At 64.6% G+C, this 16,683-nt stretch carries 12 protein-coding genes; 3 read left to right on the plus strand and 9 right to left on the minus strand.

What is annotated here, in order from left to right; genetic code table 11:
* Positions 1–129: 129 nt before the first annotated feature.
* Positions 130–2,547: a Tex family protein gene (locus ACSVIE_RS11020; RefSeq protein WP_442423842.1), complete on the minus strand. Its 2,418-nt coding sequence runs from the start codon at positions 2,545–2,547 to the stop codon at positions 130–132.
* Positions 2,548–2,634: 87 nt separating this feature from the next.
* Here ACSVIE_RS11020 and ACSVIE_RS11025 point away from each other — a divergent pair, with 87 nt between their 5' ends.
* Entirely contained in the window at positions 2,635–2,931 is a 297-nt protein-coding gene (locus ACSVIE_RS11025) for a hypothetical protein (protein ID WP_426006298.1), read from the plus strand.
* Between the two features lie 82 nt (positions 2,932–3,013).
* On the opposite strand, the gene ACSVIE_RS11030 is transcribed toward ACSVIE_RS11025, so the two are convergent.
* Complete coding sequence (locus tag ACSVIE_RS11030) at positions 3,014–3,445, minus strand: CBS domain-containing protein (RefSeq protein WP_426006297.1); 432 nt, start codon at positions 3,443–3,445, stop codon at positions 3,014–3,016.
* Between the two features lie 316 nt (positions 3,446–3,761).
* Between ACSVIE_RS11030 and ACSVIE_RS11035 the strand changes: the two genes are divergently transcribed.
* Positions 3,762–6,038: a hypothetical protein gene (locus ACSVIE_RS11035; RefSeq protein ID WP_442423843.1), complete on the plus strand. Its 2,277-nt coding sequence runs from the start codon at positions 3,762–3,764 to the stop codon at positions 6,036–6,038.
* Positions 6,039–6,145: 107 nt separating this feature from the next.
* Here the strand turns inward: ACSVIE_RS11035 and ACSVIE_RS11040 are convergent, their stop codons facing one another.
* Positions 6,146–6,610, minus strand: a complete 465-nt coding sequence (locus tag ACSVIE_RS11040) for a nucleoside deaminase (protein WP_426006295.1) — start codon at positions 6,608–6,610, stop codon at positions 6,146–6,148.
* Between the two features lie 98 nt (positions 6,611–6,708).
* Here ACSVIE_RS11040 and ACSVIE_RS11045 point away from each other — a divergent pair, with 98 nt between their 5' ends.
* Positions 6,709–10,272, plus strand: a complete 3,564-nt coding sequence (locus ACSVIE_RS11045) for a TM0106 family RecB-like putative nuclease (RefSeq protein ID WP_442423844.1) — start codon at positions 6,709–6,711, stop codon at positions 10,270–10,272.
* Positions 10,273–10,374: 102 nt separating this feature from the next.
* Here the strand turns inward: ACSVIE_RS11045 and ACSVIE_RS11050 are convergent, their stop codons facing one another.
* The 6 genes from ACSVIE_RS11050 to dhaL form a co-directional block, all read right to left on the minus strand.
* Positions 10,375–11,142, minus strand: coding sequence for a triose-phosphate isomerase family protein (locus ACSVIE_RS11050; protein ID WP_442423845.1), 768 nt, complete (start codon positions 11,140–11,142; stop codon positions 10,375–10,377).
* On the minus strand, positions 11,139–12,488 hold the full coding sequence (locus tag ACSVIE_RS11055) for an MFS transporter (protein WP_442423846.1): 1,350 nt from the start codon (positions 12,486–12,488) through the stop codon (positions 11,139–11,141). Before ACSVIE_RS11055 ends, ACSVIE_RS11050 begins: the two co-directional genes overlap by 4 nt.
* Positions 12,489–12,689: 201 nt before the next feature.
* Positions 12,690–13,454 carry an SDR family NAD(P)-dependent oxidoreductase gene (locus tag ACSVIE_RS11060; RefSeq protein ID WP_442423847.1) on the minus strand — a complete coding sequence of 255 codons (765 nt, stop codon included), beginning with the start codon at positions 13,452–13,454 and terminating at the stop codon, positions 12,690–12,692.
* A gap of 19 nt (positions 13,455–13,473) precedes the next feature.
* Complete coding sequence (locus ACSVIE_RS11065) at positions 13,474–14,442, minus strand: 3-hydroxyacyl-CoA dehydrogenase family protein (RefSeq protein ID WP_442423848.1); 969 nt, start codon at positions 14,440–14,442, stop codon at positions 13,474–13,476.
* A 2-nt stretch (positions 14,443–14,444) separates the two neighbouring features.
* Positions 14,445–14,927, minus strand: coding sequence for a ribose-5-phosphate isomerase (locus ACSVIE_RS11070; protein ID WP_426006288.1), 483 nt, complete (start codon positions 14,925–14,927; stop codon positions 14,445–14,447).
* Positions 14,924–16,678 carry a dihydroxyacetone kinase subunit DhaL gene (gene dhaL, locus ACSVIE_RS11075; RefSeq protein ID WP_442423849.1) on the minus strand — a complete coding sequence of 585 codons (1,755 nt, stop codon included), beginning with the start codon at positions 16,676–16,678 and terminating at the stop codon, positions 14,924–14,926. The genes ACSVIE_RS11070 and dhaL overlap by 4 nt, the downstream gene beginning before the upstream one ends.
* Positions 16,679–16,683: the final 5 nt, after the last annotated feature.

Below are 16,683 nucleotides of genomic sequence, written 5' to 3' on the forward strand. Positions count from 1 at the left end.
GGCATTTCAGGGCCACTAAGCCCCGGGCTTCCCCAACTGGGTCGCAGTTAAGCGCGTTATGAGCCCTCAAAACGCGCACAACTGCGACCTACTTGGGTGAGGGGTGGGTATCTGTGGGCTGGGGCGGTGTTATTTGCCGAGGCCGGCGCGTCGGAGGGCTTCGGCCATGGCCGTGTCCGCCGGCGCGGGACTGCCTTGGCGGGGGCTACCGGTGCGCGGGTTGCCCTGGCCCTGCCGACGGTCGCCCTGCCTGTTATCACCCTGCTTGCGCTGGCCCTGCCCACGCTGGCCATTCCCGCGCTGGCCGCTGTCACGTTCGCCTGCGCTCCGTCCACCCGCACCACGCCCGGCGGTACCGGGTTCGTCGTCGAGCCTCAACGTCAACGAGATGCGCTTGCGCTCCGGATCGGCTTCGAGCACCTTGACCCTTACCACCTGGCCGGACTTCACGATCTCGCGTGGATCGGAGACGAACTTGTTGGACAGGGCAGAAACGTGGACGAGTCCGTCCTGGTGTACGCCGACATCCACAAAGGCACCGAACGCGGCAACGTTGGTCACCGTACCTTCCAGGATCATGCCGGGCACCAGGTCCGAGATCTTCTCGATCCCCTCGGAGAACGAGGCTGCCTTGAAGGCAGGACGGGGGTCACGGCCGGGCTTTTCGAGCTCGGACATGATGTCCTTGACCGTCGGCAACCCGAAGGTTCCATCAACAAAAGCCTGCGGATCCAGGGACGTGGCTGGACCACCGCCGGCAGCAACCAGGATTTTTCGAGCGACTGAGTAGGCTTCCGGGTGAACGCTGGAGGCATCGAGCGGCTCTGCCCCGCCAGTGATCCGGAGGAATCCCGCGCACTGTTCAAACGCCTTGGCCCCCAGCCGGGGTACCTTCTTCAGGTCGCTGCGCTTGCCGAAGGGACCGTTCTCATTCCGGTAGGCCACGATGTTCTCGCTGAGCAGCGGACCAACACCTGCCACGCGGCTCAGGAGCGCCGGGGAGGCGGTGTTGACGTCCACGCCCACGGCATTCACGCAGTCTTCCACCACGGCATCGAGCGAACGGTCGAGCTTGGCCGCCGTGACATCGTGCTGGTACTGCCCCACGCCGATCGACTTGGGTTCGATCTTGACCAGTTCCGCCAAGGGATCCTGCAGGCGGCGCGCAATGGAAACCGCGCCGCGGAGCGAAACGTCCATGCCCGGAAGCTCGGAGGCAGCCAGTGCCGACGCGGAATACACAGATGCGCCGGCCTCCGAGACCACCAGCTTCTGCACCCCTGGCATGCCTGCGGCATCGAGGGACTTGATGAGCTCCGTTGCCAGCTTGTCCGTTTCCCGCGAAGCTGTGCCGTTGCCGATGGCCACCAGTTCCACGCTGTGCTGCCTGGCCAAGCGTGCCAACGTGGCCAAAGCCTCGTCCCACTTCTTCGCCGGCGCGTGCGGATAGATGGTGTCCGTGGCAACCACTTTGCCCGTGCCGTCCACCACAGCCACCTTGACGCCGGTCCGGAGCCCGGGGTCGAGCCCCAGCGTGGCCCGGTTGCCGGCGGGAGCGGCCAACAGGACGTCCCGGAGGTTGGCAGCGAAGACACGGACGGCCTCATCCTCGGCGTCGGCGAAGAGACGACCGCGAAGGTCGGTGGTGAGCCGGTCCAGAATGCGTCCGCGCCACGCGAGCTGTGCCGTCTGTGTCAGCCACAGGTCAGCGGGGCGGCCCTGGTTGGCGACTCCAAGGCACTTGGCCACAGCGTTCTCGTACCTGGTGCGGGCGGCGGCCAGGGCGTCGTCGTCCGCGGGATCTGCCTCGGCGAGGTCCAACTCCAGGACACCGTCCTTTTCGCCGCGCAAGAGGGCAAGCACGCGGTGCGACGGCATTCCGGACGGGACCTGGGTGAAGTCGAAGTAGTCCTTGAACTTCTGGCCTTCGCTTTCCATCCCCTTCTTGACGCGGGACACCATGCGTCCCTGCTTCCACAGGCGTTCACGCAGGTCCTCAGCGAGGTCGGGATCCTGGGCCACGCGCTCCACCAGGATTGCCCGGGCACCGGCGAGCGCTGCCGCAGAGTCCTCCACCGCGTGCTCTGCGTTGAGGTACTTGGCGGCTTCCGTCACGGGGTCCAGCCGGGGGTTTGCCAGCAGCGCGTCGGCCAGCGGCTCCAGCCCGGCTTCGCGGGCTATCTGCGCTTTGGTGCGTCGCTTGGACTTGAAGGGCAGGTAAATGTCTTCCAGCCGCGCCTTGGTGTCTGCGCCCACGACGGCGGCACGCAGTTCCGGGGTCAGCTTGCCTTGGGCTTCGATCGCTTCGAGGACGCTCTTGCGGCGTTCTTCAAGCTCCCGCAGGTAGCGGAGCCGTTCTTCCAGGTCCCGCAGTTGGGTGTCATCCAGCGTCCCGGTGGCTTCCTTACGGTAGCGGGCGATGAACGGAACGGTGGATCCGGCGTCGAGCAGTTCCACGGCGGCCTTGACCTGCCAGGCTTTGACACCAAGTTCCTTGGCGATCAGTTCATAGATGGCAGCGTCTGTGTGGAGTAGTTCAGTCACCATGACAGTTTGCCTTACCCGGCTGACAGTTTTCAGGTCGGGGCAGCACAGGGCCTATCCGGAACGGGGTCTTGGTGCTGTAGTTGGAGCATGCAGGAACTGCTGATCATCCTCCAGGACGGGTTCGAGTCCGATGACGTGTCGGTGACCGTCAACGGCAAGGAAGCCGTGTCCCAGCGGAACGTTTCCACCAAGATGCTGCTGGGCATGGCCGATGAATTGACAGTGGAGCTGCCGGCCAAGGGCGCCACCGTGGGCGTGGAGGTCAGCAGCAGGAATCTCAGCGCCACCAGGAAGCTGGCGGGAAAACCCAAGAGCCTGATCGTCTCCATCGAGGAGGGCGGGCTGGTGTTGCGTGAAGGAACGGGCCGCGAGGCGTTCCTCTGACGGGGAGCGCTTCGCGGCGGCTGGATTCATGGGTTTGGGCCGGATGGTTGACTGCCCCAGGGCCTCAACGACGGCGGACGCCTCAGTGGTGCATGTGCTCCTTGGCGGAGATGTGCTCCACCATTTCGCCCACGCGCTGTTCCGAGTAGTTCCTGGCGATGTCGCCCTGGCTGATGATGCCTACCAGCTTGTGGTCGCTGATGACAGGAAGCCGGCGCACCTGGTGCTCCTCCATCATGGAGATGGCCTCGTCAACGTTGGCGTCCGCGTCGATCCAGTAGGGCTTGCCGGTAGCGAGTTCGCTGGCACGGACTTCGCGTGCATCCTTGCCCTCGGCCAGGCACTTGACCACGATGTCGCGGTCGGTGATGAAGCCGGTGAGCTTGCCGTCCATGCCGCAGATCGGGAGTGAACCGCAGTCCAGATCCCTCATCATGCGGGCGGCTTCCTGGAGAGTCCTGTCTTCCGGGATACATTGGGCATCCGTTGTCATGAATTCGCGTACGACACTCATGGGTCCTCCTTCATCGATTGGGATTCATCGACGCGGGGTCCTTCGGCTCCTGCGCCGATACATGCCAGCCTACGCTTGGCTGCTACCGCTGACCAGCGGCCGGAACATCCCGGAGGGGAGAAAATTCCGCAACCCCTCTGGATATATTCCATTCGCTGGAGTATCCTCATTTTCGGGTTACGCACGGCTTCTGGGCACTGGCCATCCTTGACTCGTAAGGGCTTCCACATTCGCACCCCCTGCCCGGAACCGGCATGCCGCCTGAGCGAACTCCCAGGCGAACGCACATGTGATTCCAGCGCGAGAAAGAACCCCCATGGACTCCCCCAACGTCCCCGGATCCCAATTCACACCTGTCCCCGACGGCCCCCTTCCCGTACCGCCGCTCCCGCCGGTCCCACCGGGCCCTGGCCCCTTTCCCCTTCCTGATCCTTCGCCCCTGCCGCACGGTCCTGTTCCGTGGCCACCGGAAGACTGGTGGCGGTGCTGGCGGTCCACAGCAATCAGCGGCAGGTACGAAGGCCGCCAGGGAGGTGCTGCCCTGATCGGCAGTTCCCTGGATTTGCGCCTGGATATCGATCCACGAAGGAACCTGGAGGGCCCTGTCCTGAACAAAGTCAGCGGCGACTTCTACAGCACCCGGTTCGTCCGTGTGGGTGGACGGTTCCAGCTGGTGAAGACGTATGTGGAATCGTGGATCGTGGACAGGCCGACGGTCAGCATCACCAGGTGCAACGCCCACATCACCGGAACTGTCCGCTACTGGAAAGGAACCCATCCGGCCACCACTGTGAAGATCGTGGTGTCCTGGTCGCAAGGCGCGATCACCGGGGCTGTGGCAACCTTCACCAGCGGGGGCACAGCGGGCCAGCCATACGCCTGCGAGTACCGCTCGGACTGCTTCCGCGATATCAATCTTGAGTTGGATTACTGCGCCTCGGTGGATTCCGAGCCCAAGGTCCCCGTGTACAACACGCACCTCCACAACAACAGGCCGGCCGACCTTTCCAACCGCACCATCACGATCGAGTCCGCCTACCGCGACGCCGGAGTGGCGGTCACGGTGGATCCCGTCCACACGGTGATTGATGACAGTGCTGCCGGCTTCTCGTCCTGGAGCGTCGGTGAACTGCACGACGCCATGGAAACCTCGTTCGGCAAGTTCACCTCCGGCTGGCCGGCGTGGAACATGTGGGGCATCCAGGCCGGCATCTTTGACAATGCCGGGGTGGGTGGCATCATGTTCGACGCCGCCGCCGGTTTTGGCGGTGCCGGCCGCGGACCGGACAGGCAGGGCTTCGCAGTGTTCCGCAACCATTCGTGGTTCACCAACCTGGTGATCACCCCCACCACCCAGGACCAGGCATGGGCAATGCGCCACTTCCTGTACACCTGGGTCCACGAGGCCGGCCACGCTTTCAACTACCTGCACGCCTGGGACAAGGCGCGGCCCGATTCCCTCTCCTGGATGAACTACGACTGGAAGTACGACCAGCGCAACGGCGCAGATACCTTCTGGGGCAACTTCAGGTTCCGCTTCGACGACGACGAGTTGCTCCACCTGCGCCACGGGGATCGAGCCGCCGTGATCATGGGCGGCGATCCATGGGCGTCCGGCGGCCACCTGGAATCCCCGGCCGGGTCCATGACGGTCTCCGGTCCCGGCAGCGATGTGGAACTGATGCTGTCCTCCAAGCCCCATTTCGACTACATGGAGCCGGTGGCGATCGAATTCCGACTGAGGAACACCAGCGACGCTCCACTGCTGGTGGACGGGCGGCTTGATCCGCGTTTTGGAAATACCACCGTGTACGTGCAGAAGCCCAATGGCACCGTGGTGCTCCACGAATCCGTGGTGTGCTTCTACGGCCTTCCGGAACCGGTGACCCTGGCACCGGCGGGTGGGGACAGCGACGGCAGCGACCGGTACAGCGAATTGGTCCAGCTGGCTTTTGGCGTTGAAGGATTCGCCTTCGACGAGCCGGGCCAGTACCTGGTCCGGGCCGTGTACTCCACTGACGGCATCGTCCAGGCGTCGAACACCTTGCCGCTGCGCGTTGGTTTCCCTGTCACCCGGGAAGAGGACCGCTTCGCTCCTGTATTCTTCACCCGCGAGGTCGGTCTCACCCTCGCTTTCGAAGGGTCCATGTCCCCGTACCTGAGCAAGGGCCTGGATACCCTGACCGAGGCAGCCGAGCGTTTCGGCGGCGAGCCTTTGGGCGTCAAGGCCGCGACCGCCGTCGCGCAGTCCGTGGGAGACGACTTCTACCGCCGGAAGGAAGCAAAGCTTGTCAAGCACCACAGCGCCGACCCGGAACGGGCACTCGCCCTGACCGACCCGGGGCTTGCCAGCTACCGGGAAGGCGGAGGCGCGGCGAACAACATCGCCTACCGGAACCTGGTGGAGCTGCGGACCGGATTGCATGTCATGGCGGACGATGCTGCTGCAGCGAAGTCCGAGGTGGAGAAACTGGCCAAGGACCTGGGCAGCCGGGGTGCCAACCCCACCGTGGTGGCCCAGGTCAAAGAACTGATCCCTTCCACTCCGGCGGCCCGTTCCCGCCGGTCGGCTCCAGGGAAGCCTGCCAAATAGTCGTCGGATGACTCTTTGACATGTGGCTCCCAGCAGCCGGCGACGGCGGCACCCCGCCCTTGGTGCCGCCGTCGCACCTTTACCACTGGTCTTCCACGCGATGGCCGCTACTCGGCGATGTCCTCCGCCCACAGTTCGGGGCGTTCGCGCTGGAAGGTCCGCATCATGTCCACGCACCGGGGGTCGTTGAGGACCAGCACCTCAACGCCTCTGGAGCGCAGGAGGTCGAATTCGCCGGGGAAGGTCTCAGCCTCCCCCACCACGACGCGCGGGATCTTGAACTGGATAATGGTCCCGGTACACATGGCACAGGGAGCCAGCGTGGTGTAAAGGGTGGTGTCCCTGTAGCTCTTTTGACGCCCTGCTGCCCGCAGGGCTGACATCTCGCCGTGGGCGATCGGGTCGCCGTTCTGTACCCGCTCGTTGTGGCCGCTGGCGATAATTTCACCGCCTCGCGCCAAAGCGGCTCCGATCGGGATGCCGCCTTCCCGCAGGCTCTTCTGTGCTGCCTCAAAAGCTGCCTCGAAAGCTGCTTCGAAGGCGGGGTCCGTAGTGTGGGTTCCTTGCGTCATGGGGGCAGTCTAGAGGCACCGCACGCTAAATACGTCGGTGGCCGCTGATAGCTTGGCTGCAAGGGTTTCAGCTTTGCTTGGATAAGGAGTAGGTCACCGTGTTCTTCCTCGATCCGGAAGCGGCGGACGCACCGCAGGACCTAGTCTATTCGGCCAGCGACCTCGTCATAGCTGCCACCTGCGAGTACCAGCTGCTGCGCACACTGGACGTGAAACTGGGACGCTCGCCAGCCCCGGATTTCGCCAAGGACGCCATGCTGGAACGCACCGCCAAGCTGGGCGATCTTCACGAACACCGTGTTTTGGACGACTTCATCGCCGAGTTCGGGCCTTGGGATGCGGCTACTGGAAAAGGCGTGTACGACGTCGAACCCGCCACCGCGATGGACCGCGCCAGCCTTTCGGCCAAGCACGCGGAATCCATCGACGCCCTGCGGTCCGGGGCGGACATCGTATTCCAGGCTGCGTTCTTCGACGGACAATTCCACGGACGCTCCGACTTCCTGGTCAGGAAACCGGGCGGCACATACGCTGTGTTCGACACCAAACTGGCCCGGCACGCCAAGGTCACTGCGTTGCTGCAGTTGGCAGCTTATGGCGATCAGCTCCTCAAGGCCGGGATCATGCCTGACCCGACCGTGACGTTGGTCCTGGGCAACCGGGTCCACTCGGACCACCCTTTGTTGGAGATCCTGCCTGTTTTCCGGGAACGCCGGGACCGGTTCCTCAGAATGACGGTAGAGCATGTTGCCGCATCCGGCCCGGTCCAGTGGGGAGATCCCCGCTATACCGCGTGCGGCCGCTGCGATTTCTGTGCCGAGCAGGTCCTGCTGCATCGAGACCTTCTGATGGTGGCGGGCATGCGCCTGAGCCGGAGGAAGAAGCTGATCGAGTCCGGCGTCACCACCATCGACCAACTGGCGGCCCTTCCCCAGGAGGGTGACCACACCCTCCTGCGGCTCCGCGAACAGGCCCAGCTCCAGACCGGCACCGGGAATCCGGACGGAACGGTCAACTACACGGACAAAGCGGGTACGGCCAAGACCGTGAGCTACAAGATCCTGCCGGACAACACCCTGGGCAGGCTGCCCGATCCTGATCCGGGAGATATCTTCTTCGATTTTGAAGGCGACCCCCTCTGGCAGGACCCGGTAACCGGCAAATGGGGACTGGAGTACTTGTTCGGGATCATCGAAAACCCCGCCGAACCCGGGGCAATACCAGTGTTCCGGCCGTTCTGGGCGCACTCCCGGCCTGAAGAGGGGCAAGCCTTCGTCGACTTCCTGGACTACGTTGCCAAGCGCCGGGCGCAGTACCCTGGCATGCACATCTACCACTACGCCGCCTACGAGAAAACCGCCCTTCGGAACCTGTCACTGACACATGTGGTGGGTGAGGCCGCCGTCGACGACCTCCTGCGCCAGGGCGTCCTGGTGGACCTGTATGACACCGTCCGGCACAGCCTCCGGGTGTCGGAGAACTCCTACAGCATCAAGAAACTCGAGCCCCTGTACATGGGCCGGCACTTGCGGTCCGGTGACGTGACCGACGCCGGCGCCTCCGTGGTTGCCTACGCCGACTACTGCACGGCACGGGACACCGGACAAGCGGAGCAGGCAGCAGCCATCCTGGAAAGCATCCGCGACTACAACGAGTACGACTGCCTCTCCACCCTGGAACTGCGCAACTGGCTTCTGGCCCGGGCCGCGGAGCGGGGCATTGTTCCCGGTGGGGCTGATGCCGCGTCGGAGGATTCCGGGCCCCCACCGGAGGAGGACAAGTACCAAGCCGCACCGGAGGAACAGGCGCTGTTCCACTACCTTGACGGGTTGCCGGAGGACCAGCGTGCCTCAACGGATGCGCGGGCCATTGCCATCGTGGCAGCAGGAGTTGGGTATCACCGCCGGGAGGACAAACAGTACTGGTGGGGCCATTTTGATCGCCTTGAGAAACCCACCTCGCAGTGGGAGGACGGGCGGGATTTGTTCATTGTGGACCACGCTGAGGTAGCGAAGGACTGGGCCAAGCCAAGCCCCCGCAAACAGCCGGCAAGGATCGTCAAACTCGTTGGCCGTTCCGGGGACGGTGCCGGGCTGGAGCCGGGCAAGACCTACTTCCGCATGTACGGCCCTCCCCTGCCCGACGCTTTGGCGGCCAAGGAATCCGCAGCGCTCGGCAGGGCGGGGTGGAACAACACAGAGGTCCTCGACGTAGGCGACGAAGGGGACCTGGAGTCGGTCACCATCTGCGAGCCCCTCCGCAAAGACTCAGCAGAATTCAACCAGCTTCCCATGGCACTGACGCCGGACAGTCCCATACCCACCACCGGCCAAAAGGCCGCGTTGGCCGCTCTGGCCACCCGCCTACGTAGCACCCTGCCGGAGTGGCCGGACCACCCTGCGCTGGATCTGGTCCGTAGGAAGCCACCCAGGCTGCGCACGCTAAGCGAGTTGCCGCCCGTACCATCCGGACCGGACGGCTACATCGAAGCGATCACGGCAGCCGTCAAGGATTTGGACAACTCCTACCTTGCCGTCCAGGGACCTCCGGGCAGCGGGAAGACCTACGTGGGGGCCCACGTTTTGGCCCGGCTGGTGGCCGAGGGCTGGAAGGTGGGCGTCGTGGCGCAATCACACGCCGTGGTGGAACATATGCTCTGCGCTGCCGTGGAGAAAGCCGGAGTCGATCCGCAGAGGGTGGCCAAGGAAGTCAAACACAACGACCCCCTGCCGTGGAAGCAATGCGCCAAGGCAGATGTCGAAAGCGTCCTTGCCAAACCCGGGGGTGCCCTGATCGGTGGAACCGCGTGGACCATGGTGGGCGCCACCGTGCCGGAGGGATCACTGGATCTGCTGGTCATCGACGAGGCCGGGCAGTTCTCGCTCGCCAATACCATGGCCGTGAGCCGCGCCGCCAAGCGCCTCCTGCTGTTGGGCGATCCCCAGCAACTGCCACAGGTTACCCAGGGAACACATCCCGAGCCGGTTGATGAATCCGCTTTGGGCTGGCTCTCGGACGGCTACAACACCCTGCCACCGGAGCTCGGCTACTTCCTGGCACTCTCGTGGCGGATGCATCCTGCGCTGTGCGATGCCGTGTCCGCCCTGTCCTACGATGGCCGGCTCGAGGCGGCACCGGCTGCGTCAAAGCGACACCTCGACGCTGCACAGCCCGGGGTTTCGTGCGTCTATGTACACCACACCGGCAACTCCACGTCATCCCCGGAAGAGGCCGCAGAGGTGGTGCGCCAGGTGCAAGCCCATGTGGGCCTCACGTGGCTGGATCCCTCCGAAGAGGAAGCCGCCCCACGCCCCCTCTCCGAGACTGACATTCTGGTGGTCGCGGCCTACAACGCCCAGGTACAACTCATCAAGCACCAGCTCCGTGCCGCCGGGCTCGGCGCAGTCCGGGTGGGAACGGTGGACAAATTCCAGGGCCAGGAGGCTCCGGTGGTCATCGCGTCCATGGCCGCTTCGGCGGCCGACGAAGTTCCGCGGGGCATGGAATTTCTTCTCTCCCGCAACCGGATCAACGTGGCGGTGTCGCGCGGGAAGTGGCGTGCCGTCGTCGTGCGTTCACCCGAACTGACCAACTACCTGCCCACACATCCCGAAGGCCTGGAGAATCTGGGCGGCTTCATCGCCCTCTGCCAGCGCGCCTAAGTACCCAAGTAGGTCGCACTTGTGCGCGTTATGAGCGCTGAAAACGCGCACAAGTGCGACCCAGTTGGGAGAACGGGGGGCTAGCTTGGGGAAACGCGAGGCCTAGCTGGGGAGGGCCAGGGCTTCGTCCAGCACACGGCCGAAGTTCACGGGATCGTGCGCGAAGCGGCCCAGGAACAGCCCGGAAACCCCGTCCAGCTGAGGAAGGAGCCCAGGCTTGGCAGAGCCCCCATAGATGATGGGCAGCCCGGCCAGGTCCTGCGGGGCCAGCAGGCCACGCAGCCGCGACACCACATCAGAGACGAACTGCGCCGAGGCAGGTTCCGCAGCACCGATGGCCCATACAGGTTCGTAGGCAACAGCCAGTTTCCCGGCGAGGGACCAGTCGCCGGACACTGCCGATTCAATCTGCCCGAACACAAAGGCCGCGGCTTCAGCCGGAGGCACCCGTTCGGTCTCCCCGACGCACAGCAAGGGAGTGAGACCATGCTCGACGGCGGCACGCACCTTGAGTGCGATCATCGCCTCGGACTCGCCGAACCAGCGCCGCCGCTCGGCATGCCCGATTTCAACAAGGCCCACCCCCAGCTCGGCCAGCATCGACGGGGAGACCTCGCCTGTCCAGGGCCCGTCCTCCCACCCGCAGTTCTGCGCACCGAGCACCAGGGGCGTACCGGCCACCACGTCGGACGCGTCCGGCAGCACGGGGAAGGACGGGATGACAAACGGGACTACCCGTCCGGCCGCGAGGGCCGGACGGGCGTCCACTTCTTTCACCAGGTGTCGCAACCACGCCAGGGATTGCGCGTAGCCGAGGTACATCTTGGTGCTGACCCCGATGTACTGGGTCCCGCTTTTGAGGAATGTCACTTGCCCAGCAGCTCGTCGGCCTTGTTGCTGAACGCGCGCGTTCCGAACATCATCACTGCGGCGACGAACGGCAGGATACCCAGCGCGTAGACGCCCATGGTTCCTGTGTCTGAGGCCGTGACCTGGTTGACCGTGGTCCGGAGGATCGGAGCCACGAAACCGCCCAGGTTGCCCAGGGAGTTGATCAGGCCGATGCCCGCAGCGGCGGCAGTACCGGTGAGGAACGCTGTCGGGTAGGACCAGCAGATGGGGCCGGTGGACAGGAAGCTGCACACGGCGAGGGTGATGAAGATGATGCCCACCGCCGGGAGGTGGTTGGCGCCGGCCCACGCGGAACCGAAGATGCAGATTCCGGTGGAGACGAAGAGTGCCGTGCCCCAGCGGCGGCGCCGCGCCACAGTGTTGGCGGCCTTGCCGATGAAGTAGCAGGCAAAGATGCCAAAGAACCACGGGATGGCGGCCAGGAGCCCGACGGCGAGCCCCACCTTTTGTCCCGTCAGCTGGGCGACCTGCTGCGGAAGGTAGAACGTGACACCGTACACCGCAACCTGCAGGCAGAAGTAGATCACGGTGAAGTACCAGACGCGGCCGTTCCGCATGGACGCCAGGACGCCGCGCGGGCCGGATTCTTCCTTGACGGTGTCTTCCAGCGCCATGACGTCGGTCAGGGCTTTCTTCTCTTCCTTGCTGAGGAACTTTGCGTCCTGCGGGCTGTTGATGAGGAAGAAGTAGGCGGCGACGCCGGCAACGACAGCCAGCATGCCTTCAACGAAGAACATGACCTGCCATCCGGCGACGCCGGGCACCTGGTCGCCGATGTTGATCAGCCATCCGGACAGCGGTGCACCCATCATCTGGGAGAAGGGCTGTGCCAGGTAGAAGATGGCGAACATCTTGACGCGGACCTTGTTGGGGAACCAGGCAGCAAGGAACATGATGACGCCGGGGAACAGTCCGGCCTCGGTGACACCGAGCAGGAAACGCAGGATCACGAAGGACGTCTCACCCTGGACGAACGCGAAGCAGGCAGAAACAATGCCCCAGGTCACGGCGATGCGGGCAAGCCACACCTTGGCGCCGAACTTGGTGAGCAGCAGGTTGCTGGGAATCTCGAACAGGGCATACCCGATGAAGAAGATCCCGGCACCCAGGGCGTAGGCGCCCGCTGTGATGCCCCGGTCTACTTCCAGCGCGGCCTCCGCGAAGCCAACGTTGGTGCGGTCAAGGAAGGCCACGATGTACAGGATGACAAGCATGGGCATCAGCCGCAGCGATGCCTTGGAAATGGCCGATTTCAGGACCGGCGTTTCCAGCAACTCCTTGGTGGAATTGGTGGCAACAGACATTGAAACTCCTCTTTGAGTAACCACAGGGGTAGTCAGTTTGTGGTGAAGCTGCCGCGCCAGGGCAGCACAAAGCCAGGCAGGGCCTTTGGCAGGGGTGAATCAGCGCGGGAAGAAAATGAGCACGAGGCCCACGGCGCAGGCAAGGACGCCCACGGCAAGGTAGATCTTGCGTTCTCTTGTCCAGGTCCGCATGGTCTGCGCCTAGTGCATGTACAGACCGCCATCCACATTCAGCGTCTGGCCGGAGATGTATCCGGCGTCCTCGCTGATGAGGAAGGCGATGGCTGCGGCGATGTCACGGGTGGAACCGACCCGGTTCACCACGAGGTCCTTGACGAGTTCGTCCTTGCGTTCCTCGCTCAAGGTTCCGCCCATGATGTCGGTATCGATCGGGCCGGGTGAGATCGCGTTGACGGTGATGTCGTACTCTCCCAGTTCCCGTGCCGTTGCGCGGGTCAGGCCGATGACGCCTGCCTTCGCCACTGAGTACGGGGTCTTGGAGAACGTGCCACCGCCGCGCTGCGCGGAGACGGAGGAGATGTTGACGATGCGGCCGATGCCGTTCTTGACCATGGATTCGGCTGCGCGCCGGGTAGCGAAGTGCACGCCGTTGAGGTTGATGCTGAGCACGCGGTCCCATTCGGCGGGTTCGAGTTCCAGGTAGCCGATGGGCGAGCTGACGCCGGCAACGTTGGCCAACGCCACGATCTGCGGCAGTTCGGCTTCCAGTTCGTCGATGGCGGCGCGGACCTCGGCTTCACTGGCCACGTTGGCCCCCACGCCGTGCGCCTGGACACCGTACTCGGCGGCGATTTCCTTGGCTGCAGCCTTGCATGCGGCGTCGTCAAGGTCGATGATGCCGATGTTCCAGCCCTGCGCGGCAAGGTAGTTGACGGTTGCGCGGCCGATGCCACGCTCCGAGACAGCTCCCGTAACGACAGCTGTCCGTGATGCGGGGAAAGTCATGCGTTTTCTCCTGTAAGTGTTAGTTGATCGGTGCCGGGCCAAGCTCTTCAATGAGCTTCTGCATGGCCACATACGCCTTGTTGCGGTAAGCGATAAGTTCCGGCGTGCGCTCGGCCGGAACGTTGAGGAATCCAGCGCCGGTCTTGGTGCCGAGCTTGCCGGCTTCCACCAGGTCGGACAGGATCTTCGGCGTCGCAAAGCGTTCCGGGAACCCGGTCTGCAGCGACTTGTAGCAGAAGTTGTAGACATCCAGGCCGGCCATGTCCGCGATGGCGAACGGACCAAAGAACGGCAGGCGGAAGCCGAACGTCGTACGGACCAGGGTGTCGACGTCGTCCGCTGTTGCGATCCCCTGCTCCACCAGCTGCGCCGCTTCGTGGAACAGCGCGTACTGCAGCCGGTTCAGGACGAATCCGGTGACGTCCTTCACGACGGCGGTCTGCTTGCCGGCCGCGTGCACCAGGTCCCGCGATGCGGACACTGTTTCCACGGAGGTTCCGGCGTGCGGAATGATTTCGACGCCGGGGATGAACGGCGACGGATTGGAGAAGTGAACGCCCAGGAACCGTTCCGGACCCGTGACTGCCTCAGCCAGAGCGGCAATGGAGATCGTGGACGTATTGGAACCGATCAGCGCGTCCGGCTTGGCCGCAGCGCTGATCCTGGCCAGGGTGGCGTGCTTGATCTCAAGCACCTCTGGAACGGCTTCCTCAATGAAGTCGGCGTCGGCAACGGCTTCTTCGATATCTTTGGCGGCCCACAGGTTCTGCTTCAGGATCTCGGTGGAGCCCGCCGGGAACAAACCGTCGGCAATGAACTGGTCGGACTCTTCCAACAAGCGGTCGTAGTTCTTCTGCGCTACTTCGGCGGACACGTCTGCCAGCGCCACGCGCGCGCCACCGAGCGCCAGCACCTGGGCGATGCCGCCGCCCATGTAGCCGGATCCTACGACGGCGATCTTCCGGGCTTGGTTTTCTGTTGACGTCATGGTCAGACTGCCTTCGTGTAGTCGGGTTCGTAGGAGCAGATCGCGTCTACCTTCGCGGCGGACGCAGAGTTCTGGTCGAAGCGGTGATCGAGCCATTCACCCACGAGCTTCTTGGCCAGTTCAAGGCCAATCACCCGCTGGCCGAGGGTAAGGACTTGGGCGTTGTTGCTCAGTACGGAGCGTTCCACAGAGTAGCTGTCGTGGGCTGTCACCGCACGGATGCCAGGGACCTTGTTGGCCGCGATGGCCACACCCAGGCCGGTACCGCAAATCAACAAGGCACGGTCGGCTTCTCCTTCGGCCACCTTGCGTGCGGCATCGACGGCGACGTGCGGGTAGGCGGTGGAGTCATTCGCCCCAACGCCCACGTCCGTCACGGAAGCTACGCGGGGATCGGCTTCAAGCAACGCTTTCAAGGCGTTCTTGTACTCGACGCCTGCCTCGTCATTGCCGACGACGATCCGCCAGCCTTCGGTTGTACTCATGCTTCTGCTCCGTTTCCGGCCGGTGCCGTGAAGGCGGCAGGGGCCAGTTGTGAATCGATGAATTGCGAGATACGTGCCGCGATCAGTCCAAAGGAAACCGCTCCGGGGTCCGGGTGTCCGAGGCTCTTCTCCGCCAGTGGACGGGCGCGGCCCTTGAGGGGCCGCAGGTCCGCGGTTGCCGCGGCAGCGGACTCAGCCGCAGCGGCGGCCACTGCCAGGGCCCGATCAACCGGGGCACCGCCGTCGAGCTCTGCCAGGAAGGTGTCGCGGAACGGCAGCAGGGCGTCCACCATGGTCTTGTCCCCGGTGTCAGCCTTGCCCAGTTCGGTGATGGCGTTGGCGAATGCGGATACGGCTGCCCGGGCGTCGGCTGCTGCGTAGGACTCCCGGTTGCCGAGCGCCTGCCCCGCAGCGATGACGGCCGAACCCCACAGCGCACCGGACGTTCCGCCGGCCCTTTCGCTCCAGGCTTCACCGGCCTCCAGAAGGACCCGCGCGACCGACGCACCGGATGCTGCGTGAGCGGCAGCGGCCGCAGCGTCCACGCCCCGGCGCATGCCGATGCCGTGGTCACCGTCGCCGGCGATCGCGTCCAGCTTGCCGAGTTCGTCCTCATGTTCGACGACGACGTCCCTCACCTGCGCGAGCACGGCCACCGCCTGCCGCCCGAGGTCAGCCGCGGCTTCGGTGGGCTGTTCGCTCTCGGAGGTTTCGGCGTCGTCCGCCAACGCAGCGGTGCGGGGTGCGCGAGGTGCCATGCTTCCCTTGCGGAAGGCGGGCGTGTCGGCGGGCGCGGACCAGTACTGCTCCAGTTCGTCATCCAGCCACAACAGCGTCAGCGACAAACCGGACATGTCCAGGCTCGTTACCAGCTCGCCGCACTCAGGCTCCACAACCTTGAGGCCGGCTGCGGTGAGGAGCTTCTCGATCTTGCCGAACAGCAGGAAGAGTTCGTCGTACTTGACCGTGCCCAGGCCGTTGACGATCGCCACCACACGGTCGCCTGCGTCGTCCGGCTTGTCCGCGAGGAGCCTGGACACCAGGAGATCAGCAAGCTCGGAAGCTGTGGGCATGGGGTGCTCGGAGATGCCGGGTTCGCCGTGGATCCCCAGGCCGAGCGACATCTGGCCCGCGGGAACGTGGAACAGCGGGTCCTTGGCGCCCGGCAACGTGCAGCCGTCAAAGGCCACACCGAGCGAGCGCGTGCGGTAGTTGGTCTTGATGGCCAAACGCTCGACGTCGTCGAGGTTCAGTCCCGCTTCTGCTGCGGCTCCGGCAATCTTGAACACGGTGAGGTCGCCAGCGATGCCGCGGCGCTTCTCGATCTGGTCGAGGGGTGCGCTGGCGATGTCATCAGTAACAAGGACGGTACGGGTTTCGATTCCCTCGGCATTCAGCCGCAACTGGGCCTGGCCAAAGTGGAGGACGTCGCCGGCGTAGTTGCCGTAGCTCAGCAGCACTCCCCCGCCTGCATTGGACGCCTTGGCCACGCGGTACACCTGGCCGGCTGCGGGAGAGGCGAACATGTTGCCGCACGCCGAGCCTGCCGCGATACCAGGGCCCACCAAGCCGGCGAAGGCCGGGTAGTGTCCCGAACCGCCGCCGATCACCAACGCGACCTGGCCTGCGGGGATTTCCGTCGAGCGGACCACGCCGCCGTCAACACGGGCAACGTAGCTGCGGTTGGCGGCCACGAAGCCGTCCAGTGCCTCATCGGCGAAGTCCGCCGGGTTGTCGAAGATCTGAGTCATGGCGG

The sequence above is a fragment of the Paenarthrobacter sp. NCHU4564 genome, assembly GCF_052156435.1.
GTDB lineage: Bacteria > Actinomycetota > Actinomycetes > Actinomycetales > Micrococcaceae > Arthrobacter.

Bases quoted from the DNA above. Each gene is read 5' to 3' on its own strand.
- ACSVIE_RS11020 (WP_442423842.1), bottom strand. From the start codon at position 2,547: ATGGTGACTGAACTACTCCACACAGACGCTGCCATCTATGAACTGATC.
- ACSVIE_RS11025 (WP_426006298.1), top strand. From the start codon at position 2,635: ATGCAGGAACTGCTGATCATCCTCCAGGACGGGTTCGAGTCCGATGAC.
- ACSVIE_RS11030 (WP_426006297.1), bottom strand. From the start codon at position 3,445: ATGAGTGTCGTACGCGAATTCATGACAACGGATGCCCAATGTATCCCG.
- ACSVIE_RS11035 (WP_442423843.1), top strand. From the start codon at position 3,762: ATGGACTCCCCCAACGTCCCCGGATCCCAATTCACACCTGTCCCCGAC.
- ACSVIE_RS11040 (WP_426006295.1), bottom strand. From the start codon at position 6,610: ATGACGCAAGGAACCCACACTACGGACCCCGCCTTCGAAGCAGCTTTC.
- ACSVIE_RS11055 (WP_442423846.1), bottom strand. From the start codon at position 12,488: ATGTCTGTTGCCACCAATTCCACCAAGGAGTTGCTGGAAACGCCGGTC.
- ACSVIE_RS11060 (WP_442423847.1), bottom strand. From the start codon at position 13,454: ATGACTTTCCCCGCATCACGGACAGCTGTCGTTACGGGAGCTGTCTCG.
- ACSVIE_RS11065 (WP_442423848.1), bottom strand. From the start codon at position 14,442: ATGACGTCAACAGAAAACCAAGCCCGGAAGATCGCCGTCGTAGGATCC.
- ACSVIE_RS11070 (WP_426006288.1), bottom strand. From the start codon at position 14,927: ATGAGTACAACCGAAGGCTGGCGGATCGTCGTCGGCAATGACGAGGCA.
- dhaL (WP_442423849.1), bottom strand. From the start codon at position 16,678: ATGACTCAGATCTTCGACAACCCGGCGGACTTCGCCGATGAGGCACTG.